Annotated in this window: 20 protein-coding genes and 1 tRNA gene; 9 read left to right on the top strand and 12 right to left on the bottom strand. The window is 43.8% G+C overall.

All coding sequences use genetic code 11. The annotated features are described in order from the left end of the window. Positions 1–21: 21 nt before the first annotated feature. Entirely contained in the window at positions 22–1497 is a 1476-nt protein-coding gene (gene proS / locus DTQ70_RS00825; protein ID WP_122929048.1) for a proline--tRNA ligase, read from the bottom strand. Between the two features lie 392 nt (positions 1498–1889). Here proS and DTQ70_RS00820 point away from each other — a divergent pair, with 392 nt between their 5' ends. Both DTQ70_RS00820 and DTQ70_RS00815 read left to right on the top strand, forming a co-directional pair. Continuing rightward, the gene (locus DTQ70_RS00820; RefSeq protein ID WP_122929047.1) at positions 1890–3164 is read left to right on the top strand and encodes a hypothetical protein; all 1275 of its coding nucleotides are present in this window, start codon (positions 1890–1892) and stop codon (positions 3162–3164) included. A gap of 150 nt (positions 3165–3314) precedes the next feature. Then, positions 3315–4892, top strand: coding sequence for an OmpP1/FadL family transporter (locus DTQ70_RS00815; RefSeq protein WP_122929046.1), 1578 nt, complete (start codon positions 3315–3317; stop codon positions 4890–4892). A 426-nt stretch (positions 4893–5318) separates the two neighbouring features. Here the strand turns inward: DTQ70_RS00815 and DTQ70_RS00810 are convergent, their stop codons facing one another. The 7 genes from DTQ70_RS00810 to DTQ70_RS00780 all read right to left on the bottom strand — a co-directional run bounded on the left by DTQ70_RS00810 (position 5319) and on the right by DTQ70_RS00780 (position 12309). Continuing rightward, complete coding sequence (locus DTQ70_RS00810; protein WP_122929045.1) at positions 5319–5738, bottom strand: HNH endonuclease signature motif containing protein; 420 nt, start codon at positions 5736–5738, stop codon at positions 5319–5321. Positions 5739–5875: 137 nt separating this feature from the next. Next, positions 5876–5948 (bottom strand) — tRNA-Gly (locus DTQ70_RS00805). A 175-nt stretch (positions 5949–6123) separates the two neighbouring features. After that, positions 6124–6816, bottom strand: coding sequence for a DUF6089 family protein (locus DTQ70_RS00800; protein ID WP_164489792.1), 693 nt, complete (start codon positions 6814–6816; stop codon positions 6124–6126). Positions 6817–6957: 141 nt separating this feature from the next. After that, on the bottom strand, positions 6958–8778 hold the full coding sequence (locus tag DTQ70_RS00795; RefSeq protein WP_164489791.1) for a DUF6089 family protein: 1821 nt from the start codon (positions 8776–8778) through the stop codon (positions 6958–6960). Between the two features lie 71 nt (positions 8779–8849). After that, positions 8850–10298: a M17 family metallopeptidase gene (locus tag DTQ70_RS00790; RefSeq protein ID WP_122929042.1), complete on the bottom strand. Its 1449-nt coding sequence runs from the start codon at positions 10296–10298 to the stop codon at positions 8850–8852. Positions 10299–10413: 115 nt separating this feature from the next. Next, complete coding sequence (locus DTQ70_RS00785) at positions 10414–11106, bottom strand: sulfite oxidase-like oxidoreductase (protein ID WP_122929041.1); 693 nt, start codon at positions 11104–11106, stop codon at positions 10414–10416. Between the two features lie 93 nt (positions 11107–11199). Continuing rightward, on the bottom strand, positions 11200–12309 hold the full coding sequence (locus DTQ70_RS00780) for an o-succinylbenzoate synthase (RefSeq protein WP_122929040.1): 1110 nt from the start codon (positions 12307–12309) through the stop codon (positions 11200–11202). Between the two features lie 78 nt (positions 12310–12387). Between DTQ70_RS00780 and lpxK the strand changes: the two genes are divergently transcribed. Next, positions 12388–13446: a tetraacyldisaccharide 4'-kinase gene (gene lpxK, locus DTQ70_RS00775; protein WP_122929039.1), complete on the top strand. Its 1059-nt coding sequence runs from the start codon at positions 12388–12390 to the stop codon at positions 13444–13446. On the opposite strand, the gene DTQ70_RS00770 is transcribed toward lpxK, so the two are convergent. The 4 genes from DTQ70_RS00770 to DTQ70_RS00755 all read right to left on the bottom strand — a co-directional run bounded on the left by DTQ70_RS00770 (position 13412) and on the right by DTQ70_RS00755 (position 18853). Then, positions 13412–14887, bottom strand: coding sequence for a gliding motility-associated C-terminal domain-containing protein (locus tag DTQ70_RS00770; protein WP_122929038.1), 1476 nt, complete (start codon positions 14885–14887; stop codon positions 13412–13414). The genes lpxK and DTQ70_RS00770 overlap by 35 nt on opposite strands. 88 nt (positions 14888–14975) lie before the next feature. Next, complete coding sequence (locus DTQ70_RS00765) at positions 14976–15605, bottom strand: gluconate 2-dehydrogenase subunit 3 family protein (RefSeq protein ID WP_122929037.1); 630 nt, start codon at positions 15603–15605, stop codon at positions 14976–14978. Further along, positions 15602–17341, bottom strand: coding sequence for a GMC family oxidoreductase (locus DTQ70_RS00760; protein WP_122929036.1), 1740 nt, complete (start codon positions 17339–17341; stop codon positions 15602–15604). Before DTQ70_RS00760 ends, DTQ70_RS00765 begins: the two co-directional genes overlap by 4 nt. A gap of 96 nt (positions 17342–17437) precedes the next feature. Beyond that, positions 17438–18853, bottom strand: coding sequence for a DUF4173 domain-containing protein (locus DTQ70_RS00755; RefSeq protein ID WP_122929035.1), 1416 nt, complete (start codon positions 18851–18853; stop codon positions 17438–17440). Positions 18854–18959: 106 nt separating this feature from the next. On the opposite strand from DTQ70_RS00755, the gene DTQ70_RS00750 reads away from it, so the two are divergent. From DTQ70_RS00750 to DTQ70_RS00725, 6 genes are read left to right on the top strand one after another with little or no spacing between them, the layout of a single operon-like run. Beyond that, positions 18960–20738 (top strand): glycosyltransferase family 39 protein, encoded by a 1779-nt coding sequence (locus DTQ70_RS00750; RefSeq protein WP_122929034.1) that lies wholly within the window; start codon positions 18960–18962, stop codon positions 20736–20738. Next, a complete protein-coding gene (locus DTQ70_RS00745; protein ID WP_122929033.1) occupies positions 20738–21556 on the top strand; it encodes a transketolase in 819 nt (272 codons plus the stop codon). Before DTQ70_RS00750 ends, DTQ70_RS00745 begins: the two co-directional genes overlap by 1 nt. Further along, the gene (locus tag DTQ70_RS00740) at positions 21553–21924 is read left to right on the top strand and encodes a hypothetical protein (RefSeq protein WP_122929032.1); all 372 of its coding nucleotides are present in this window, start codon (positions 21553–21555) and stop codon (positions 21922–21924) included. Before DTQ70_RS00745 ends, DTQ70_RS00740 begins: the two co-directional genes overlap by 4 nt. Positions 21925–21938: 14 nt before the next feature. Next, positions 21939–22235 carry a nucleotidyltransferase family protein gene (locus DTQ70_RS00735; RefSeq protein WP_122929031.1) on the top strand — a complete coding sequence of 99 codons (297 nt, stop codon included), beginning with the start codon at positions 21939–21941 and terminating at the stop codon, positions 22233–22235. Continuing rightward, a complete protein-coding gene (locus tag DTQ70_RS00730; RefSeq protein ID WP_122929030.1) occupies positions 22225–22581 on the top strand; it encodes a DUF86 domain-containing protein in 357 nt (118 codons plus the stop codon). The genes DTQ70_RS00735 and DTQ70_RS00730 overlap by 11 nt, the downstream gene beginning before the upstream one ends. Further along, positions 22565–24568, top strand: a complete 2004-nt coding sequence (locus DTQ70_RS00725; RefSeq protein ID WP_122929029.1) for an NAD-dependent epimerase/dehydratase family protein — start codon at positions 22565–22567, stop codon at positions 24566–24568. The genes DTQ70_RS00730 and DTQ70_RS00725 overlap by 17 nt, the downstream gene beginning before the upstream one ends. The last annotated feature ends 1 nt before the right edge of the window (position 24569 follow it).

The raw sequence follows: 24569 nt of genomic DNA, 5'->3' as shown, positions 1-24569 counted from the left end.
TATTTTTGAATTAAATGGTTCTTAATAGGCCCTTGCAAACAACACCCGCCGCGTTGAAGGTTTTCCCGTCAGAATACATGTTCCTTCCTCTTCTGGCGCGTTGTATGGAATACAACGAATGGTGGCTTTGGTTTCGTCTTTAATACGCTCTTCGGTTTCAGACGTACCATCCCAGTGAGCCAGTACAAATCCTCCTTTTTCGTCAAGCACTTGTTTGAACTCCTCATAAGTATTCACCTTGTGGGTATTTGTTTCGCGGAATGCCAAGGCCTTTTGATAGATGTTTTTCTGAATATCTTCCAATAATTGCTCAATGTACTCCACAATTCCTTCAAGCGAAACCGTCGTTTTTTCTTTTGTATCACGGCGCGCAATCTCAACCGTGCCATTTTCCAAATCACGCGCACCCATAGCCAACCGAACGGGCACACCACGGAGTTCGTATTCGGCAAATTTCCAACCAGGTTTGTTCGCATCCGAATCATCAAACTTTACACTGATGCCAATACGCTTTAAGCCCTTCATAATTTCCTTTACTTTTTCAGAAATTTGGCCTAATTGTTCTTCGTTGCGGTAAATAGGCACAATGACCACTTGAATAGGTGCCAATTTAGGAGGCAAAACCAAACCTGAGTCGTCCGAATGTGCCATCACGAGCGCCCCCATCAAACGCGTACTCACGCCCCAAGAAGTACCCCACACATATTCTAAACCACCGCCTTTGCTTTGGAATTTTACATCAAACGCTTTGGCAAAATTTTGTCCTAAAAAGTGAGATGTTCCAGCTTGAAGTGCTTTTCCGTCCTGCATCATGGCTTCGATACACAATGTTTCCTCTGCACCTGCAAAGCGCTCATTTTCAGTTTTGTAACCTTTTATCACGGGCACAGCCATCCATTCTTCGGCAAAACGGGCATATACCTCCAACATCTGACGCGTTTCGGCCATGGCTTCATCGGCTGTAGCGTGCGCCGTGTGACCTTCTTGCCAAAGGAACTCGGCTGTGCGTAAAAACAAGCGCGTACGCATTTCCCAACGCACGACGTTGGCCCATTGATTAATCAGCAATGGCAAATCGCGGTACGACTGAATCCAGTTTTTATACGTACTCCAAATCACTGTTTCTGACGTTGGGCGTACAATTAGCTCTTCTTCTAGTTTGGCATCGGGATCCACAATTACCCCACTCCCATCTGGGGCATTTTTGAGGCGATAGTGCGTTACGACCGCACACTCTTTGGCAAAACCCTCCACGTGGCTTGCTTCTTTACTCAAATATGATTTGGGAATAAAAAGCGGAAAATACGCATTGGTATGCCCCGTTTCTTTGAACATATCGTCAAGGGCGCGCTGCATTTTTTCCCAAATAGAAAAACCGTATGGCTTTATCACCATACACCCTCTTACTGCCGAATTTTCGGCCAAGTCTGCTCTTTTAACTAATTCGTTGTACCACTCAGAATAATTATCGCCACGGCTCGGAATCGCGTTTGCCATCGTTAGTATTTGTTACAGGTTTACTCTTGAACTTTAGAGTCACTTAGTTGACTTTTTCGTATTTTTGATTGTCGAATGCGCCTTCTACCAATTTAAAATTTTTTAATTTTTATACACTGATAGTCAAAGGCTTAAACGTATTTTACACACTTATACCGCTTTAAATGCTAATTATCAGTATTTTGTGGTATTGAGTGTGAAGTTGACATTTATAATTCTTTGATTTTCAATTATTTTACTAATAATAACCCATTAGTTTTTTTATAAAAAATCCTTGCAAAGATACTTTTTTATCCTAAATTTGTGACGAAACTGAATCAGAATCCATCAAAATAACGTTTTATAGGTAGCAGGGACTGATTTCTAACTGAACATAAAACATTTTGAACACCATGAAAACCCTTCGTTCACTCACCCTTTTATCGGCGCTTGGCCTGATGGGATTGTGGAGTTGTAGCTCCAAACAATATGCCACCCAAGATGATGCCGAATACGATGATTTGTACGGGAATTCGTCGAGCACAGCTGTAGCAATGGCCAGCCGCTCTGCCGAACAACCCACCGATATTCGTAACCTTAATCCTGACTATTATGCAGGCCAAGGTTCTCCTAACAATAACAACAGCCAGGAGGATTACTACGACGAATCTTATCTTAGTTCACGTGGCATCGCCCGTAACCTCGGCCCCAATGCAGGCTACAATGCAGGTTTTGCGGATGGTTACAGCTCTGCCTACGACAACCTCAACTGGGGCAATTATTGGAATACGCCTTGGCGTAGCGGGTTCAATACCTGGAATAGATGGAATACACCAATGATGTTTGGATTAGGCTATGGACTTGGCAATTGGGGGTATAATAGTTTTTATAACCCTTTTGGTTGGAACAGTTTTGGCTCGGCCTATGCTTGGAATGACCCATTTTATTCACCTTGGGGAAATTCTTTTGGTTGGAACTCATTCAACTCACCTTGGGGCTATTCACCTTGGGGTTACTCACCTTACTATGGATATGGAAACTCATTCTATAGTGGGAGTAGCTACTGGAATAACAATGCTTGGTACAACGGCCCAACCAACAATATCCAACTTGTAGATGTTCGCCGTCGCCCAGGTACTGATTATTACAACCGCGTTGATCGTTCATCTAACGCATATAACAACAATAGCAACAACAGCGCACGCTACACCAACCAAGGTCGCCGTCAGGGATATGACCCGACAGACCGCACTGGAAGCTACAATAGCAACTCATCGTCTTCAAGCGACTCCTACTATTCTCGCCCACGCGGAGGCTCGAATCGCTCTTATGATGGCTACAGCTCTAACGCAGGTGGACGCACTAGCAGTGGTTCGTATTCGTCAGGAAACACAGGTACAAGTTCTTATTCGTCAGGTACACGTGGTGGTGCCACCCGTAGCTATGGTGAATCAAGCAGTAATGGCAGTAGCCAACGCTCATCGTATAATAGCAATTCCAACAATTATTCAAACAATAATAGCTGGAACAACAGCAGCAGTGGTCGTCAGAGTAGCTGGAACGACAGCGGAGCGTCTCGTAGTAGCAGCTCTAGTAGCTGGAGTAGCGGAAGTTCATCTAGCGGCAGCTCATCGTCGAGCAGTGGCTCAAGCGGTTCGTCAAGTTCGGGTTCACGCGGTCCACGCTAATCACTAAACAAGCGTTTTTTTCTAACATAGAATCCTCAATTTTCAAGAATGTATTTACATTTGTTGAAATACTCAAACCTCGCTATTCACATCAGTAGCGAGGTTTTTTATGAATTATAAATGTACTTTTAACAATTTTTTCTTCCTGCCATGAAAAACCGTCCAATCGTATGGGGAATCTTGCTTGGGTTAGCAGTTTCTTCCCACACCCACGCCCAAAGTCGCTTGTACTCCAATGTTGCCATGCAACTTTCTGACCTTACCCAAAACGGCACTGCTCGTTTTCAAGGAGTAGGAGGAAACCACGCATCGCTAGGTGGCGACGCCAGCAACATTTTTGGCAACCCAGCGGGGATTGCTTTTTTCAACCGCTCCGAAATTAGCCTTAGCCCTACTTTTTACAATATCAACAACGAAGCTTCTTACATTGGGAACTCCCAAAGCGATAAAAAAACCAATCCAAACCTTTCGCAGTTCTCGCTTATTTTAGCAGGAAGCCCACAGAGCTATAACCGTGAGTGGCGTCGTACATCGTTTGGAATTAGCTATTCTCGTCAGGTCAATGCCAATAATATGTTTAGCTACAGCGGCACCAACAATCGTAGCTCCATGATTGACAATATTGCCGAGTTGGCGACAGGACTTTCAGTAAAAACCCTTGAAGATGAATACAACAATAGCCGCCCATTCTCGATTGAATCTGCGTTTTATAATTTATACCAAATAGATGCATTATCGGACAATGGCCCTTACCGTCGGCCTATTCCACTATCGAGAGCATCGTTTGAACAAAGCGGCAACGTCGAAGTTTCGGGCGGATCTTCACAGTGGACTTTTGCCTATGCTGGCAACTATGCCGACAAGCTTTATTTGGGTGTTTCGGGCGGTTTTTCTCGTCATACCTTCATCCGTAGAAACAGCTACACTGAGCGCTTTGTCAACGGAGGCGCATTCAGGGGATTGGACTACCGCGAAGATGTAAACATCTCAGGAAGCGGCCTTTTTATTTCATCAGGGGTTATTTATAAACCAAACGCTATGCTACAACTTGGTGCTTCTATCCACAGCCCAACATTTAGCAATCTCCAAATGACCTATCAGGAAGAAGTTGGTATTGACATCCTGAACAACCGCGTCCCCGTGTTTGACGCCAACGGTAACCCCGTTACAAACGCGCAAGGACAGCAAGCCTTTGACCAAATTGTAACGACTCGGGTCAATCTTGAGCCTTACGATTTTGAGTATAAAATGCGCACTCCTTTACGAGCAAATGGAGGGATTACCATTTTTATCGGTAAAAAAGGGTTTATTACTGGTAGCGCCGAGTACGTGGGTTACAAAGGAATGGGAATCAGCACAGCCGATGACAACCAATTCAAAACAAACAACAAGCGCCTGATTCAATCATCCTACAACAACGTGGTCAATCTGCGTGTAGGCGGCGAAGCTCGTCTGGATAAATTTAGAGTGCGGGCGGGAGTAGGCTTTTTGCCCAATGCCTACAGTCAAAATTACAACGTAGAGGGCAATCTTGACCGTTCTAAGATTCAATTATCAGGCGGACTCGGTTATCGTACCGAGCGTTTTTATGTTGATTTGGCTGGTACTTATTTACAGACCAAGGATGCGTATTCGCCTTATCAACTCAGCGACCCGTCCAATTATTTCTCTGCCAAACTTAACGTTACATCGCTTAATTTTACAGGAACAGTTGGGTTGTTTTTCTAGTAATCATTACCCATACCATGCCAAAAGAGGATGCTTTTACAAGCGTCCTCTTTTGGCATGGGGCTAAAAGCAAAAAATCTCAGACATTATCATGTCTGAGATTTTTGTACCGAGGACGGGAATCGAACCCGTACGAGCGTTTCGGCTCACAGGATTTTCGTACCTACTACGGCTTTCGCCGCTCTTGTTTTTTTGCTTTACTAAAACAAGATTTGTGGTCTGGACTTTCTCTTAATCATACCCCGAACTTAATTCGGGACTTAGATTTCGCCTGTTAAGTCTCTACACCTTTCCTGATTTCTCAGGACTTGGCTCGGGATTATCATACATTACAGTGAAGACTTCCCCGATTTTAAGCGATTCTACATCAAACGTTTCCGTTTGTGCACTCAAATTTTTGATATTCTTTGCTCGATAATTATCTGTTCATGCGTGACAATTGGGACATAACAAAATTAAATTTTGTAAATGATTATTTAACCGATTGCCGTCAATGTGGTGCAATTCAAGAGGAATTGCGTTGTCAAGCCATTGACTTAAACCACAATTTTCACATTTATGTAATTTATATCCTTCTCTTAAAATTCTTTTTTTCAGTTTGTGCGATTGATACGTCAAGTGTTTTCCGTTGAAAATATCTTCCAGAGGAATTTGTTTCTTCGAAGAACGTTTTGCAAGTTTTTTACCAGGTTGGTTTGGCTTAGAACATCCAAGTCTTTTTACATGAAAACAAAGGGTCTTGTAATTCATTTTAAGTGCAACAGCTGCTTTAGCCATACTTTCTGATTCAATACACACTTTTAAGAATAAATTCTCAAAATTGGAATCAAACTGATAATGAGCCATATTTTAAGTTTTTGGCTATAAATTCAGAAATAATCGACAAGAAATCAATGAACTAAGTCCTGCGTGTCTACCAGTTCCACCACCTCGGCAGGGGTATCCCTTTTTGACAAAAAAGCACCGTTTTCGGCGGTGCTTTGAGCGAAAGACGGGGTTCGAACCCGCGACCTCGACCTTGGCAAGGTCGCGCTCTACCAGCTGAGCTACTTTCGCGTTTTGGTTAAACTTGTTTCGGCGAGCCGTTCAAGTGTTATTTGGTGGTGCAAAAGTAGCGCGTTTCACTATATGACGCAAGTATTTGACGAAAAAAAATTGCAACTTTTTTGAAAGTTTTTTACAAATTACTAAAAATCAACAACATACAAAAGTACTTTTTTTCAAGAAAATACTAATAGGGATTTGTTGTACACCGTAACGGGTTTCGATTCCTAAAACCAACCACCCGTTTGGGCAGTCGGTACGCTACCGTTAGCCCCCAAAACTGGTACCTATCCGTTTTTTCAGGATTTGCCGCATGGCTGATACCATCCAAATAATCTGAAAAAGTCAAACGAAAACCTGCCTCAAGCGTCAATGTCCACTGAATGTGTGGGCGGTACTTTATCCCCATACCGAAAGGAACAACTAGGTGATAAGGGCTGTATGCAGTATTTTGATCAATTTCAGCACCTCTTACAAATTCAGGCTTGGAAACAATCATGTTTTCTAAATCAGGGGCTGGTCGCGTGTATGCCCCCCCTATCCCGACAAATAGAAAAGGGGAAAATGTTGGTTGAAAAAAACGGCGTAAACGGGGTTGCACCAAAGGTAAAATGTGAAGTTCGGCCTGCAAAGTAATTTCCGAAACGGGTGATTGGGTTGAGAAATTTCGGAATGCGCGGTCTTCGTAATGGCTATCTCGTCCCGACAAGTACCCAAAAAGTAACGAAGCGCGCACCGCTAATAAATCCGACACATTGTAACGAACCAAGCCACCTAGACCCACTTTGGGTTCTTTAGAAAACCAATCAGATTTATTTAAGTCGCCCAAATAACCTGAACCGCCCACAAATCCCCCAAATTCTAAGCGCTCTTGACTCATTGATTCTGTAACCAATAGTAAGCTTAAATAAAAAAATAAAGCAAGCAAACGCATTATTTTGAGTTTTTTACAAGAAAACGCAAAAAGTCGAACAGCTTATTGGCTGTCCGACTTTTTTAACGAATCAGTTATTGTAAACTATTACTGACGAAACGCTTTTACCTCCACACGGCGGTTTTGCTGGCGGCCTTCTTCCGAGGCATTGCTCGCTGCTGGCAAACTTTCACCAAAACCACGGAAAATAATCCGAGTCGCATCCACCCCTTTCGTGCGTAAGTATTCAAAACACGCTTGGGCTCGTTTTTCCGACAATTGTTGGTTGTGTGCTTGTGCACCTTTGCTATCAGCATGACCCGACAACTGTAATTTATACGTTGGATTTTTCGCCATTGTGTTAGCTACTTCATCAAGAACTGTTTGGTATTGCGCTTGAATCACAGCGCTATTTGACTCAAACAACACAGGCTCAACTTTGAAATCAACGACTACTTTGGTAGGGTCAATCGTTCCTTTTTGTTTTTTGGCCAATTCGGCTTCAAGTTTTGCTTTCTTCTCCTCTGCTTTGATGATTGCTTTCAACGTTTTGGCGTCTGGACAACCTTCAAACTCCGCTTTACCCGCAACGTCAGGACAACGGTCTTTGGCATCTTCTACCCCATCTCCGTCAGTATCAGGACAACCTCCAAAGGCTGCTACACCCGCTACTGTTGGACAAGCATCATCTTTGTCGGCAATGCCATCACCATCGGTATCAGGACATCCCTTCAATTCTGCTTTTCCTGCTACGTCAGGACACGCATCGTCTTTATCCGCAACTCCATCGCCATCAGCGTCAGGACAGCCTTTCAATTCTGCTTTTCCTGCAACCGTCGGGCATTCGTCTTCTTTGTCTTCAATACCATCTTTGTCAGTATCAGGGCAGCCTTTAAATTTGGCTAAACCTGCTACGTCAGGACAGGCATCATCTTTATCGGCAATACCATCTTTATCACGGTCGGGGCAACCTTGTAACGCGACCAAACCTGCAACCTCAGGGCAGGCATCGTCTTTGTCACGAATGCCATCCCCGTCGGTATCAGGACAACCTTTGTAAGCTGCCAAACCGAAGGTATCAGGGCAATCGTCGTCTTTATCAGCGATACCGTCATTATCACGGTCGGGGCAACCGTTCATTTTGATCGAACCAGGCTGCGTAGGACAGGCATCTTTTTCGTCAGGAATACCATCGCGATCGGTGTCTTTTTTGTCAAAACGATACGCAATAGATACCGTTGAAAGTTTGTAACGATCATCACGATTAGGATTAGCACCTTTACTAACCCCATCCAAATAATCAGAAAATGCTAAGCGGAAACCCGCCTCAGCACCCAATACCCAATGTTCAGCAAGGTCATAACGTACACCTATTCCAAAAGGAATGACAAAATTAGATTTGGAATAATTGGCCGCTTGATCCGCCACCGCACCTTGCCTAAAAATATCAGGTGTTGTGGCAGTACCCGTAAAATTAGGTTTGGGATTGGTAAAACCTACACCTGCTCCTGTGAACAAATAAGGTGACAATCGGCGCTTAAAACGCACTTGAAAAGCAGTGGAATCGTATTTAAAACGTTGGCGTCCCAAGAAGTCATATTCTACAATGGCCGAAAGGTCGGTAAGGGGCGAGCGTGTTGAAAAACCGCGCACTTTGCGGTCTTCAAAATTAGCATCATTGCCCGACAATGTACCAAACGTTAAGGCACCGCGAAGCGCCCAACTCCGATTGAAATGGTAACGACCAAAAACCCCTCCGCTCCCTTTAGGTTCTTGCGAAAAAAAATCTGATTTGTTTAAATCACCTAGGTAGCCCGACAGGCCAAGCCCTGCCCCTACTTCCCAACGCGGATGAACTTGTTGGGAATGAGCTTGGTGAATACCGACTAGCAACAAAACAGCGTATAGATTGCGTAACGATAGCTTCATACTCATTGTAATTTTTACGTCTAAACCATTTTACGCTTAAAGCTAACAGAACAAGCCTGAATTACCAAAACTTATCCATTTACTTGATTACGAAGCCAATCAATCAGTAATCGAACGCCATAGGCCGTCCCCGATTTCATGCTTCCAAATTCAGAATCAGCAAAGGCTGTACCTGCAATATCCAAATGTGCCCACGCAGGGTGATTGTTCGTAAAAACTTCTAAAAATTTGGCTGCCACGATGGCTCCCGCTATGGGCTTCCCATGGTAGTTTTTCACATCAGCGACATCCGACTTTAGCTCGTCTTTGTAATCATCCCAAATGGGCAAACGCCATACTTTTTCGCCCGTGGTCATTCCACTTTTGTACAAGCTTTCGGCAAGGGCATCATTACTGGTAAATAAACCTGCTGCGGCATAGCCAAGCGTAGCTACGCAGCTACCCGTGAGCGTTGCCAAGTCGATGATGGTAGCTAGCTCAAAATGGCGATGCGCGTACGTCAGGCCATCGGCCAAAATCAATCGGCCTTCGGCGTCAGTATCAATCACTTCAATGGTTTTGCCCGAATAGCTTCCAATCACATCACCAGGTTTAATGGCAAGCCCATCCATTGAGTTTTCGGTCGAAGGAATAACCCCAACTACATTAACTGGCAATTGTAATTTTGCTACCAACTCCATCGTACCCAGCACCGCAGCGGCCCCGCCCATGTCCGACTTCATGTAGTGCATATTGGTAGAAGGCTTCAACGAAACACCACCCGTATCAAAAGTCACTCCTTTTCCTACAAGTCCAATGGTTTTGGAAGCGGCAGGATGTTTGTATTCCATGACGATAAAACGGGGTGGATTTTTGCTACCAGCACTCACCGATAGCAAAGCGTGCAAGCCCATTTCCTCACATTGTTTTTCATCAAATACTTGCACCGAATATCCGTGGGTTTTCCCCGACGAAACCGCCCAATCGGCCAGCACTTGGGGGTACTTATGGCTTGAAGGAGCATTCATCAAATCCATCACCCGAATTTGGGTATGCGCAGTCGCCACGCCATTTTGTGCCGCTTGGGCAGCCAAATCCACGTCCTTTTCCTCTACAAGTAGCCACAGTTGTGAGTTACGTTCAAAAAACGTAGGTTCTGTCGCCTTATCTGTTTTGTATAAACCTAAATCATAATCGCCCAACCAAAGTCCGTTGACAACAGCCTCGATTTCACTAGCAGTCAAGCCTTGGGCGTGCAAAGCAACCGCATCGGGTAATTTCTTTTTTTGGTTAAAAAAGAAAGACCTCAGCGCTTTGATATAATCGGCTGATTTTGGTGATTTTCCCAACCCAAGAAGGTACGTTTTTGAGTTGTCGCCATACACCAACTGTGTTTGTTTAAAATCAGCTTTAAAATCCTGAACTAGAAAATCGGGCTGTGGAAACTGTGCCAAATGGTCGGCTAAAGAATCATTTTGGCAAAAAAGATACACCTCAGCCTGTACTGAACTTGGGAGTTGATGAACTACGTCTATGTTCATTGAAAAAATACCTTTTAAAAATTTAACAAAAAGCCATTATCTTTAAATAGTACCCGCAGATTTACGCAAATTGAAAGTCGCAGATAAACGCTGATTAATGACTGAATTCGACACTTTAGCTATAACGGTCATTTCGCCACGGATAAGCGGTGTTGGAGTAACCTCGTCCTTCCCAAAATCCAAGTTTATTTTTTGGTAAAAACTCCAATCGTTTTATCCATTTAGCCCCTTTCCAAGCATACAGTTGAGGCGTTATCATTCGGGCTGGCCCGCCGTGTTCTTTAGGTAGTGGCTCACCATAAACCGAATGCGCCAACAGTACATCGGGTTTGAGGGCTTCTTCCAGCGAAACATTGGTGGTGTAGGTATCGTATCCGTAACACATCAAGTGGGTAGCGGTTTCTTTGGGTTGAACCAGCGCAGCGATGTCCAGCAAACGCACGCCCGTCCAAGACATATCTAACTTTGACCAAGTGGTTACGCAGTGAAAATCAGAGGTATCTTCCGTTTGAGGCAACGACATAAAATCTTCCCAAGTCAAAATCATCGGATGCTCAACTTCTCCGTCGATGTACAAACGCCAGCGGTCGAGGGTCACGTTGGGCTGATAACCCAAGTCTAACACTGGCCATTTTGCCGTTACTGTTTGTCCAACAGGCACTTGAGGCATCCCGTGGCGGTTTGTTTCGCCGTGTCCTTGAGGACGTTCATCCGCCATTGAGGGCGTATTCTGCATTTTTTCTTCAAAACGCGCTTTGAGTTTCATCCGCGCTTCGATGATTCTATCCAGTTTATTATTTTCTTCCATGATTCATTTTTTAGAAATAACCAACCACTGATGCCTTGGTTATCATCCGTTTATTTGTAAAAACACGCCAGCAAAAGAAAAGTTCTGAGACGACTACGTAGCCGAAGAAAGGTAGGAAGAATTTAATCCCCCAAAATCCCAGTGAAGAGCGGTATTATAAAGGAGCTGCCCTTTTTCAATTTGAAGCGGGCTGTCGATGTTGTTGTGGTAAAGTTGACCAGTACCCAATCCTTGAGGCAGTGTATTGTCAAATTCGGCCGTAAATTGAGCAATCGCATTCAGACCTACATTAGACTCCAGCGCCGAAGTTATCCACCAACCAATTTCCAAACGTTGCGCTGTTTCAATCCACTCACGCGTCGCTTCAAAGCCGCCTAGTAAAGTAGGTTTGAGAATAATGTACTGCGGCTTGATACTTTTGAGCAATCGGCGTTTGGCGGCATAGTCAAAATTTCCGATTAGTTCTTCGTCCAAAGCAATAGGAACGGGTGTTGTTTCACACAATTCCGCCATCAACTCTTGCTGACGAGGGCGAATGGGCTGCTCAATGGAGTGCAAGTCAAATTCTGCCAATTTGTTAAGCCTATCTCGTACGTTGGAGGCATCAAAAGCCCCGTTGGCATCGACTCGTAACGTAATTTCATTGGAAGAAAAATGAGTTCTGATATGGGTTAGAATAGCGCACTCCTGGTCGAAATCAATGGCTCCAATTTTAAGCTTGATGGTATCAAACCCTGCTGCAATTTTTTCTTCAACTTGCTTGAGCATCGCCTCCTGTGAGCCCATCCAAACCAGCCCATTGATTGGGATAGACCGCTGCCCTTCCACAAAAGGATTGGCGAAGAGAATGCGCTTGCCACCATTGAGGTAATCAAGCATAGCAGATTCAAACCCAAAACGGATAGATGGCCACTGACTGCCTACGAGTTGCTCAAGAATAATGGGTATATTCCAAGAATATATTTCAAGGTCGAGCTTATTGAAGTTTTGGCATATTTCCTGTAATTTATCCTCAAAATCAGAACGGTCATCACTGCTTAAACCAGGCAACGGGCCACACTCTCCTACCCCTACAATTGACGGTGCTGCATCATCGTATATCTTCACAAACCACGAAGTTTTCTCGGTCAAAACGCCTCGCGAAGTTCCCGCTTCAAATTTAAACTGTAGCTTATGTGGCTGATAGTGAACTTGTAATGGCATTTTAAAACAACTGTTTGGGGTAAGCAAGCGCACAATTTAGATAAAAATACCTTACTTTGCCAAAGTCAGTTTAAGAAAATGTTAAGAATCTTACCAAGCGGTTTGCGGTGGCTAACGTGGCCTTTTAGTTTGTTGTATCAATTTATCACCACTGTTCGTAATGCGATATTCAACACAGGATTTTGTTCTATATACCAATCAACAATCTATACCATCAGTATTGGAAATCTTACCATAGGTGGAACTGGCAAAACGCCCCACATTGAATATCTGCTCCGATTACTCGCTAACAGATATACGCTCGCCACACTGAGCCGTGGTTATGGTCGTAAAAGTAAAGGATTTTTACAGGCTAAAATGTCCTCATCCGCTGCCGAAATTGGCGATGAACCACTTCAACTCTTTAAAAAATTTGGTGCCAACGTGCCCGTATTTGTTGCTGAAAAAAGAGCAGAAGGACTCAAAAAAATAGAACAATTATCGCCTTGTCCTCAACTTGTGTTGCTCGACGACGCCTACCAGCACCGTGCCGTTAAGCCTCATCTTTCGCTTTTATTGACCGACTATGGTCGCCTCTTTTACCAAGACTATGTACTTCCCCTTGGATTATTACGAGAAAGTAGGCAAGGAGCTAAACGCGCCCAAGGCGTGGTTGTGACAAAATGCCCTCCTACACTTACGCCACACGAGCGTGGACAAATTGAGAAAAAAATTCAACAATACACCCTAGTTCACACGCCCATATTCTTCTCATATTTCGAGTATGGGGCTCCCGTACCTTATTTTGACGACCAACCTCCTCTCTCCACAGACGCAACCTTATGGCTCGTTTCGGGCATAGCTCAGCCTAAACTGTTTGAAGAAGCAGCACGAAATAGATTTAAAGTTACGGGACATAGTGCGGTGGGCGACCACCATGATTTTACGAAAGAAGAAGTGAAAAAATGGGTAAAGGTTAGTGATAATCATCCCATTTTGACGACTGAAAAAGATTGGGTAAAACTGAAACCACTTTTAGAAGAATTGGACTTGTCACACAGTTGCTTTTATTATTGGCCCATTCAAGTGGCGTTTTTTGATGAACAATTTGACAATTTTTTACTCAGCGAAGTAGCGAAACAACGCCCCGTTTGGTAAATATTCGCCCCACCTTGTCCTTTACATTGACTACATAAGTATAAAGTCCAATGGGCAATGGCTGGCCATTAGCCGTTCCGTTCCAAAAATGTTGGTTGGCTGTGCTCTGAAACAGCGGAGAGCCCCAGCGGTCGTACACCACCACTTGCACTTCGGCTGTTGGGTCGGCTTTGATTTCAAAAAGATCGTTGATACCATCCCCATTGGGCGAAAAAGCATCTGGAATGAATACATTGGCCAAAGAAACACACAACACAGGCGGCGCGTCCACGCATACTTTGTTCGAAAGTATGGTGCCACTTCGCGTATCGATTTGTAAGCGATAACAACTCTGTTTGTTGCAATCTCCTGAATTATCTTCTCGGTACAACTCCGTAATTGATGGATTCCACCAAATTGTTCCATTGCGTACCAGCGTCATTTTTGACACTTCAGTAGGTCGTCGGTAGGGAGAAACACTGACGATGTTTGCTTCTAGCGTAGGCGCCACTTTCAGGAAATTGACACACAACACGTTTGATTCCAAGGACGCAATGCAACTCGCACGAGGTTTTACTCTGTAGCAGAAAATTTTGGTCGTGTCCACCAGTACTTTGGCCTTTTCCCCATCGGCCCGAAAAACCGTCCCTGTTGTTACAAACGTACCAGCACCTTCTTGTCGAAACAATTCTAGCTCAATTGCATTGGGATTTGAGACCCTTATTTCCGCCGTGGTCGCATCCAAAATTTCTAGGGTATCGAGCTTTGCCAATTTCGCCCCAATTTCTAGCACAACCACTTTGCTACTTTTTCCACCACACAAGCTTCGGAGGCTACGTCCTAGCACCGTTATTTGTTTGGAAGTAACATCAGCATATTGATACTCAATTGTTAGATTAAGCCGATTGATAATAGCGACATTTCCATCTCCCCACTCAATCACGTATTCGTCATAAGGAGCAGTAGTTTGGTTGGTAATGGTCAAGGTCACTTTCCCATTGGCACAAGGCACCACCTTAAAATCGGGCGGAGTTACGTCTTGTATCGTAATCTGCCGACATGCTCGAAGTGCTTGTCCTTGTGCACTTTCGGAAAGTTGCATGATGGTATAGACACCCGCTTTGGTATAGGTAAAGTTTTTTGTGGTATCTTGTTTGTAAGAAGTTCCGTTCGGATTTCCCCCTTTGTAGTCGTAGATATAACGGCTTTTGATGGAGCCAGCTTGGGTATTTTGCACCTTAACTGTGAAGGGAGCGCAGCCTATTTCACTCGAAATAGAAAAGTCACCACTTCCTACTCCGAGCACATTATCGCATTGATTATCGGGTAATTGTTGGGCAAAAATAGCCGTACTGCCAAGCCCCACATACCACCCAAGCAAACACAAAATGCCCCATTTGGAAGGTATAAGCAAGCGAAGAAGAGAATGAGTTTTACGGTAGTTATTTCCCAAAATTTGCATTTTTTTGAGTCTATTCCGTAAAAATAACACAATAGCGGGACAAAAATTGTGCCCGCTATTGAAAAATACAAAAGTATGTACGAATAATCTAAGAGTCGTAACTCAAACCGTATTGCTTCAATACATCCGCAGGAACTCCCTCCCAAGCGTTCGGGCGGTTACCTACATAGCCTAAGTAATTGAATCCAATTTGCGTCGTAAAATAACCCGTAGCCGTTAGGTTACGCATCAAATTAAAGAAAGATACGCCCTGACTCATTTCTGGCTTGGCCTGTTCAGGATAAGCAATTTGGTCTAACATTTTGGTTTGTTCACTTTTGGTACATGTCACAAACTTTTTTCCAAACTGCTTCAAACATTGGGTATCCAACCAGCTCAACCCACCTCGCATTGGCGTTTGGTGCTGAGGCATATCTTTGACAATGAATTCGATAAAATCAGGCACTTTGGCTTCCAATGCACCACCGTGCTGCCCGTCGGCAGGGATGATGTAGTTAGCCAGTACACCAATGGTCTGTTTTTCGTGCGCAGTAAAAAACGTATCAGCCGCGATTTTTGCATCACGAGCACGTTCTGCCGCACTTTTACCATTTTTAAAATCAGACAATGATAGTGGCGCTACGGGCTTTTTGGGAACATCAGCCTTTGCTTCTGTACCTACAACCGTCGCCGTAATTGTCCCGAGGGAAATCGCTTTTAACGTGTCTCTGCGTTTCATAGGTTTGCTTTTTTACGTTGGTCAATGATGTATTCAGAAGCCCGCATCGACAATGCAAGAATTGTCCAAGTTGGGTTTTTATCCGCTTGCGATACAAACGTACCTGCATCCACAACGAATACGTTGCGCGAGTCATGCAACTGACTATAACGGTTTGTCACCGACTTCGATGGGTCATCGCCCATACGAGTTGTTCCTACTTCGTGAATGATACGACCTGGCGCTGCCAACCCATAATTCGACTCTGGACCTGGTTTCGGACCTGTTGGAATACCTCCCATCGCCGTGATGATTTCTTCGAAGGTATCTTGCATGTGTTTGGCTTGCTTAATCTCATGCTCCGACCACTTGTAGTTGAATCGAAGTACTGGTATGCCGTATTTATCGACAACGTTCGGGTCAATTTCGCAGTAGTTGTCTTCGCGAGCAATTGCCTCTCCACGTCCTGCCATACCGAAGTTAGCACCGTAGAAGTGACGATAATCTTCTTTCAACGAGAGACCATATCCACCCGCAGGTTTTTTGTTACCATCTTTGCCTGGATACTTTCCGTTCATGTTTTCCATACCAAAACCGAAACCATAGCCTGGCATTCCCATACCGCCACCGTACTCGATGTGGTAACCACGCGGAAAATCTAGTTTTTTATCATTCAGCCACCAAGGCGTGTAAACGTGCATACCTCCTACGCCATCTTCGTTATAGCGCTTTCTATCCACCAAATGCGGCAAGAACGCACTGCGACCTGCACCTGTTGAATCGTGAAGATATTTACCCAAAACACCGCTTGAGTTACCCAAACCTTTTGTGTGGCGAGATGATTTAGAGTTCATCAACAAACGCGCTGATTCACAAGCACTAGCCGCTAGTACAACGATTTTGGCGCGCACTGTGTATTCTTGCAAATTCTGCTTGTCAACGTAAGATACACCCGTTGCAATCCCATCTTGGTTGGTGATTACTTCACGCGCCATTGCGTTGGTAAATACCGTTACATTTCCTGTTTTCACGGCAGGTTTTACCAAAACTGAAGACGACGAAAAGTCGGCATACGCTTGGCAACCACGGCTACATTGTGAACAGTAGAAACATTGTCCCCGCTCATTGTTAATCGGTTTTGTCAAAATCGACAAACGCGACGGAATCACAGGAATGTTAACTTTTTTACCCGCTTGTTTAAGGAAAAGCTCGTGCAAACGTGGTTTAGGTGGCGGTAAAAAGATACCATCTGGTTCGTTAGGGATGTTTTCTACACTCCCAAAAACCCCCACAAGACGATCCACTTTGTCATAATATGGCTTCACATCATCGTACCCGATTGGCCAGTTATCGCCTAAGCCATCCACATCTTTGCGTTTAAAATCTAGTGGCCCAAAGCGAAGTGAAATCCGTCCCCAGTGGTTGGTACGTCCTCCAAGCATCCGCGAACGGAACCAGTCGAATTGTGTACCGCTTTTGCGCGTATATGGCTCACCTTCAAGCTCCCAACCTCCCCATGCAGCATCAAAATCACCAAATGGGCGATGCGTACTAGCCCCACGGCGCGGCGATTCCCACGGGTTTTTAAGCTGGGTAATGTATTTGGGATCCGCTGGATCATACCAAGGTCCCGCTTCTAGCAAAGCCACTTTCGCTCCCGATTCCGCCAATACCTTGGCAGCCATACCACCACCCGCGCCTGAACCCACGATACAGACGTCATAAACAGTGGGTTGTTCTTTGATTTGAAAACTCATACTGATAGAAACGATTGGGTTTTTAAAATTTTTGTCAAATATGGAAAAGCAGTAACACTTATCCAAATACTGTAATTTATCAAAGGAAGACTAACATTATTTCAATGTTTTTCTGAGCCATTCGTCGTCCCAATTGCGCGATTGCCAATCAGCAAAGACCCACCGTACCTGTTTGCGGGTCTGAATTTCGGACTGTATTTGGTGTTTATAGTGTGCTAATCGAATATCATTTTCTAAAACTTTGGCTTGTAACAACGGCAATCTTGTAGGCCCAAGTGTTTGAATATAGTCCATGTCAAGTTCCTGCGCATACGTAAGATTGTACCACGTAATTATGCGACTCCAGTCAAACAAGCAGTAAAAGGTAATTGTTAGATAAACCACCCACATTGTTTGCCGAACCAAATAGGCGGTCGATTTTGTCCATTTAATTTTAATGAAAGTCAATACCAGCCCGCCAAAGGTCATTACAAGGGCAAAATATACACCGATTCGCTTGAAAGTTAACCCAAAAGCCACCACATACAAACTGTTTTTATAACAAGTAAAAAGCCCAAGGGCGGCGTTGAGGACAATCCAAACAAAAGCCAACTGCAACAAACGCCGATTTTGAGCATAAAAATTTTGGTTAGCCCGAAAGTAATAGACAATCAGGGCCATCGCTGACACAATACTCACCAATAAGGCATTAAAACCTTCGTGAACTTGTTGCGAAAACCCTTTGACTTGCTGCAAACTTGGAAGCAATAACTGCGCCACATTGAAGAGGAGAAAAATCACAATGAGCAAATTGAGCATAAAAAACAAGATAACTCCCTGTCGGTTTTCGTATTTTAGGGCAATGATTCCTGCACGGTGATTGGAGCTTTTTGTCCGTACTACTTTCTCTTGATAAACCGATTCGGTGAATGGCAACTTGCCACTTCCAAAAAAGAAAAGAGGACAAAGTCCAATCAACCCCATCAGTACAAACCCGACCAACCAAAAGTCTATCTCAAAGGCTGCCCACGAAAAATCAACCCAAAAAGCGGGATTTGCCCAACAGTATAATCCATAAAAACCGATTGTTATCAACAATGGCATAAGATAAATAGAAGGCTTTATTCGGCCATAATGCTGTCGAAGCGGAGCAAAAAGCTCCTTTATTTCGGCCTTGATTGAAGCAAAAGAGCCAACTAACTCCACCACCATTGAGCTCAAAATCCCATTGAGCCAAGCACCAAAGACCGTACTTTGCGGAGCCATTGTAAAGCCCACAAAGACAAAAAAAGAAATTACGTACAAAAAACTTCCCCAACCAAGCCCGTGCCAAGCTACTCCAACGGCGGCCAACAACTGTAACGCAGCACTTTTCCACCAGTTTGTTTGAGTCTTCAGAGTAGGGCGTGTTTGTAAAACCAGTGCTGTTAATATTACTGTAAAAACGACAGTATTGTAGCCTTGCTCTTGGTTGTAATATAAATAGGAAAAAAACGCGACGGCAATCCACCAGTGTATAATTGGATTTTTCATGGCTTTTGTTTTTTTAAATTAAAAGTACTTTTAAATGCAAAGTAAATAACTCAAAAGCATTCGTTCCAAATCTTTTTCAGTAAATTTGTGCGCCTATTTATCAACTATGACATTCTATCAACGACATTCTACCTCTTCTAGTAGTTATAGCCCTTTTTTGCTTCTTGTCATTCTTGTAGTGGCGCTTGGCTTACGGCTTTATCACCTCGATGCCCACGGTATTTTTTTCGATGAAAAATCAACGATGGTGGTGAGTCAAGGGATTGTGCTTGACGGAGCCAATCAAAAAGATGTTTTTGACAAAGGGAAATTGGTCTTTACCAACGAAGAGTTTTGGCACGAAAAGAAAATTCCCGACTACTACGAAGCCATGACGCGCAGCGACATTGGCAATAGTCCGTTTTATTATTTTCTGCTCCATCATTGGATGAAGGTTTTCGGGATTTCGGATTTCTCAGCCCGAATGATGTCCGTCCTGTTTAGCGTCCTGACAGTCTGGCTATTGTTTATTTTCACCAGCCGCTTTTTTCAATCAGAGCGTTTGGCCTTCACCGCTGCTGCTTTGGCGGCCATTGAGCCTTTTTTTGTGGCTTACAGCCAGCAAGCGCGCAATTATTCCCTCACGTTTTTTCTTACGTTATTGGCTTCCTACTTATTTCTCCGTGCCTTGGAAGCTGACAACACCAACAAGCCTTCGTTAAAATGGTATGCTGGTTACGCAATCACAGCCTTTCTGGGATTGTATTCCCATTTTCTAGTGGCGTCGGTATTACTTGCTCATGGTTTGTACGTGCTTTGCTGCGTCCGTAAACTCAAGAGCTGGATTGCATTCAGTTTTTCGGGTGCTTTTGCCGTTGCAACTTTAGCGTGGTGGTTTATTTATGGTGGCGGGCAAAACACGCTTTTTAGCCTCAATCACCAGACCAAAGTGTATTTAGAATGTGCGCTCAACCGACCGTATAATAATCCATACGGCATTATTCTTCCTGCTACTTTTGGAAATGTAGTCCAGAAAAGTATCCCCATGTTTAGCGATTTATGGGTGTTTACGAATGGATTGACGGAGCATCTGGCAGGCAAAAAAAACATGATATTAGCAACGCTCATCGGTGTATTGCTGATGGTTACTTATCATTTTTCGCAGAAAAAACACCCGTTTGCTCAATGGTTGGTCATTGCCTCAGTGGTCATTCTTGCCGCAAGTGCAGCTTTATACCAAGACTATACGTTGGGTTTTTGGTCGCTATCGATGGCTTTGTTTATGACCTATTTGGCTGTTCAAACGTTGATTTTGCGAACAAAAAATTTCGCCAAAAGCTACCTTTGGTTTTTGGTTATTATTGGCATTATCCCTACCGCATTTTTGATTTTTAATGCCGTCCGAAGCGGTCATACCTATGGCCTGATGCAGCGCTATTCGGGTTTTTCGTTTCCTTACGTGACTATTTTAGCGAGTATTGTTTTGTGGCAATTGTGGGAGTCAAAAACGACGATTAAGTGGGTTGTCTCTGCCATTTTGGGTATTCAATTGTATTTTGTGATACAAACACTTCAAACAATTTACGCCGACCGTTCAATAAAATACAACTACCGAAACACTCCTCGCGAGCCCAACCCTCACTATGCCGCCGCGCAAAAAGCGAAAGTGCTTTATCAGAAGGGAGATACGGTATTTTTGCCGGCTCCCATGGCGCATTTTGATAACCCAATGGACCGCACTTATTTGCCATATTCGGTGGTCGATGCGCAATATTTTAACCTGTATCTACCAAAAGACCGTATCTTTGTGCAAAAGTTGGATACCGTCAACGTGAATAAGATACGATTGAAGAAAGCTGACGGGCAGCTAATTGAACTCATTGACTTGAAAGGAAAACGATACTAATGGTCGAAACACAAGCTCTCGCAACAGATTATTTAAAACTCAGCGGCGAACTTCGTTTGAAGGTGTTGGGTCTATACAAAAAAGCCAATGCGGGCCATATCGGGTGCTCGTTGAGTTGTATTGACTTGCTCATTGGGTCGTTGGTTCATCACAAGCGTCCGCAAGATTCTTTTATTTTGTCCAAAGGCCACGCGGCAGCGGCTTTGTACGTGACGCTGAATCATTTGGGTGAAATTTCGGACGAAATCTTAGACACGTTTTATCAAGACGGCACTACCCTTCCAGCCCACCCTGCCCCTAACAAACATGCAGGCATTCCGTTTGCCACAGGTTCACTAGGTCACGGGCTTCCTATTGCCACAGGCATTGCACAAGCCAACAAACTTTCTGAAAATGATGGAATCTCCTTCGTTTTGATGTCGGATGGAGAAACCAACGAAGGAACCACTTGGGAAGCAGCGCATTATGCCATCCAAAAAGGATTAGATAACTTAATTGTACTGATTGATCGCAACGGTCTTCAAGGCTTTGGTTATACCAACGAAATTTTGGGCGATTCGGCCGATGCCGTCAAATGGCGCGCGATTGGTTTTGACGTAGTCGAAGTCAACGGCCATAATCCTGCCGAACTAATCGAACAAATCGCGGCGCTTCAAACCCGCAAAAATGGGATACCAAAAGTAATTATTGCGCATACCATTAAAGGTAAAGGGGTTTCGTACATGGAAAACCGCATGGAATGGCACTACTTGCCGATGAGTGACGATTTGTACGCTACGGCCGTCTCAGACGTACAACAAACCTATTTATTGTCATGACTGAACGTGAACGCCTTGACCAATTAGAACTTTTGATTGCCGAATTTGCCATCAAGCAAGACGAACATACGGCGATTTTAGAAGAACATTCGGCCAAACTTGAGCGATTGTCTTTACAAATAAAACGCCTCGAAGAAGCCGTTAAGCTATGCCTAAGAGGAATCCAGCAAAATAGCGATGATATTCAGTTCCTACTGCGCAAACAAAGTGAGTTTGAAGTCCAGTTAGCCGAACTTACAGCCCGTTTTGAAACCCTAGAAAAGCGCTTTGACAATGTAGAGAATAGACTCGAAAACGTAGAAAACAGGCTCGAAAACGTAGAAACCAAGCTAGACACGATTATTACGATTCTTCAAAATCGCAATTAGACATTATAGCTGACATGACGACCCAAGAACAAAATACTGCAATCATCAATTACTTAATGCCCTATAAACCGACTAAAATTGGGGTATTTGGTTCTGTGGCTCGTGGTGAAAATACAAATAATAGCGATTTAGACTTACTAATAAACCTAGGAACACCTATTGACTTGTTTCAATTCATGGAAATTTGGGATGACTTAGAAGTTCTTTTAAACACAAAAGTGGATTTAGTAACTGAAAATGCTTTAAAGTCGTCAAACCAACGCGTTCAAAAAAATATAAACCAAGATATTGTATTCATTTATGAAAAGTGATTTACTCTATCTTGAACACATTCAAGGATGTCTTCTAACAATCATTGAATACACAGAAGAAGTCAGTCTTGAACAGTTTATGCAGCAACGCATGATACAAGATGCTTGCATTAGGCAGTTTGAAGTAATGGGAGAAGCTACCAAGCGCGTTTCTATGGAATTGAGGGAAAAATACCCTTCAATTAAATGGAAACAAATGGCTGGTTTTAGGGATAGATTAATCCACGATTATCTAAATGTTGATTTAGATTTGGTATGGAACGCTTCCAAATACACTTCTATTTCGCTTTTGATTGAAATTGAGGAAGTATTGAGAGTTGAATTAAACAATGAGCAGACAAACTAATACCGTTTTGGTGTACAAAGACAAAATACAACAGCTCAAAGGCCCCATTTTTGTATTTGGGGCGAGTGGTTTCATCGGAGCCAACTTGTTCAAAGACATTTATAGCGTGCGTCAAGATGTGTATGCACTCACTCACGATGCCACCAAAGCTTGGCGCTTAAAGCTTTTGAATGTGCCGTTTGAAAACATCGTTCACTGCGATATTTTATCTGACCATTCGGTAGAAGAGATTTTTGACAAATACAAGCCGCGTACCATTTTCAACCTTGCTGCGTACGGAGCTTACAGTAAACAAAAAAACGTCAATCTCATTTATGAGACCAACGTCATCGGAACGGTAAATATTCTCGAAAAATGTACCGATGAAACCGTTTATATCCACGCAGGGAGTAGTTCTGAGTATGGTTTCAACTGCTCGGCACCCAAAGAAACTGACCCCGTAAAACCCAATAGTCATTATGCTGTTTCAAAAGTTTCGGCTGCTTATCTTATTGAGTTTTATGCAAAGGTTCACCAACGAAAAGCACTTAATTTACGCCTTTATTCCATTTATGGTGCCTGGGAAGAGCCTGATCGCTTAATTCCACGCTTGATTGAGGAAGCACGTAAAGATAAATACCCTCCGCTCGTTTCGCCCGATATTAGCCGCGATTTTGTCTATGTGGACGATTGCGTTGAGGCTTTTATTGACGCCGCGTTGAAAGTCAATTCGTCGATTTCAGGAAATTCGTACAACATCGGGACGGGTCAAAAAACGACCATGCGCGAATTGGTCGATACGACACGCACGGCCTTTCAACTGACCGACGCGCCCGTTTGGGGAAGTATGCCCAACCGTGGCTGGGACTTGGCCGAATGGTACGGCGACCCTACCGCCGCCGAGCGCGATTTGGGCTGGAAAGCACACACGCCACTCAGCGAAGGGTTGACCAAGTACCGCGACTGGCAAGTGGCAAGTAACTATGAAGAAAATGTACTTCCTGCTTTCCAAAACCCTAAGCTAAACCCCGTCATTACGGCTATCATTGCGTGTTACAAAGATGCCCAAGCGATTCCGTTTATGTACGACCGATTGGTGAAGACGTTCAATGAAATGAAGGTTCGTTACGAAATTATCTTTGTCAACGATGCTTCACCCGATAACCAAGAGGAAGTTATTAATGCCATTTGTCAACGTGACCCTAACGTGATTGGAATTACTCACTCGCGTAATTTTGGGTCGCAATCTGCCTTTTTGAGCGGCATGGAAATCTCCACGGGCGACGCGGTGGTGTTGATGGACGGTGATTTACAAGACCCGCCTGAGATTATCCCTCAGTTTTATGAAAAATGGAGCACAGGCTTCGATGTCGTTTATGGCGTGCGCGTGCAGCGGGAAATGAAACCCCATATTCATTTTTTCTATAAAACGTTTTACAAAGTATTCCAAAACCTAAGCTACGTTCCTATCCCACGCGATGCAGGCGACTTCTCGATGATTGACCGCAAGGTTGTCAAAGAACTCGTCGCATTACCTGAAACCGAACAGTTTTTACGCGGCTTACGGGCATGGGTTGGGTTCAAACAAACGGGCGTTGACTACGTTCGTCCTGAGCGAATGTTTGGGGTAAGTACCAACAACTGGCGGAAAAACATTTGGTGGGCTAAGAAAGCGATTTTTTCCTTTAGCTTCGCTCCACTCGAACTCATGAGTTACGCTGGTTTTATGCTCACGGGCTTGTCTATTCTTGGGATTTTCTATCAGATTTTAGCCAAATATTTCTTTGCCCCCGACACCCCTCAAGGGTTCACAACGGTCATTATTTTGATTGTACTTTTCGGAGGATTGACGCTCTTAGGAATCTCATTTTTAGGAGAATACATCAGCAAGATTTTTGAAGAAACGAAGAAGCGGCCTAAATTTATTCGTACCAAAATTCAAAAAGGGTCTAAGACGTTCCGTACTTCTGAGGAGATAATGACATTAGTGAAACAGCGAAAGAAGTAAT

Origin of the sequence: Runella sp. SP2, from assembly GCF_003711225.1 — a bacterium.
GTDB lineage: Bacteria > Bacteroidota > Bacteroidia > Cytophagales > Spirosomataceae > Runella.
Note: the sequence above shows the minus strand (reverse complement) of the source record. Positions and strands in the feature narration are given on the sequence as shown.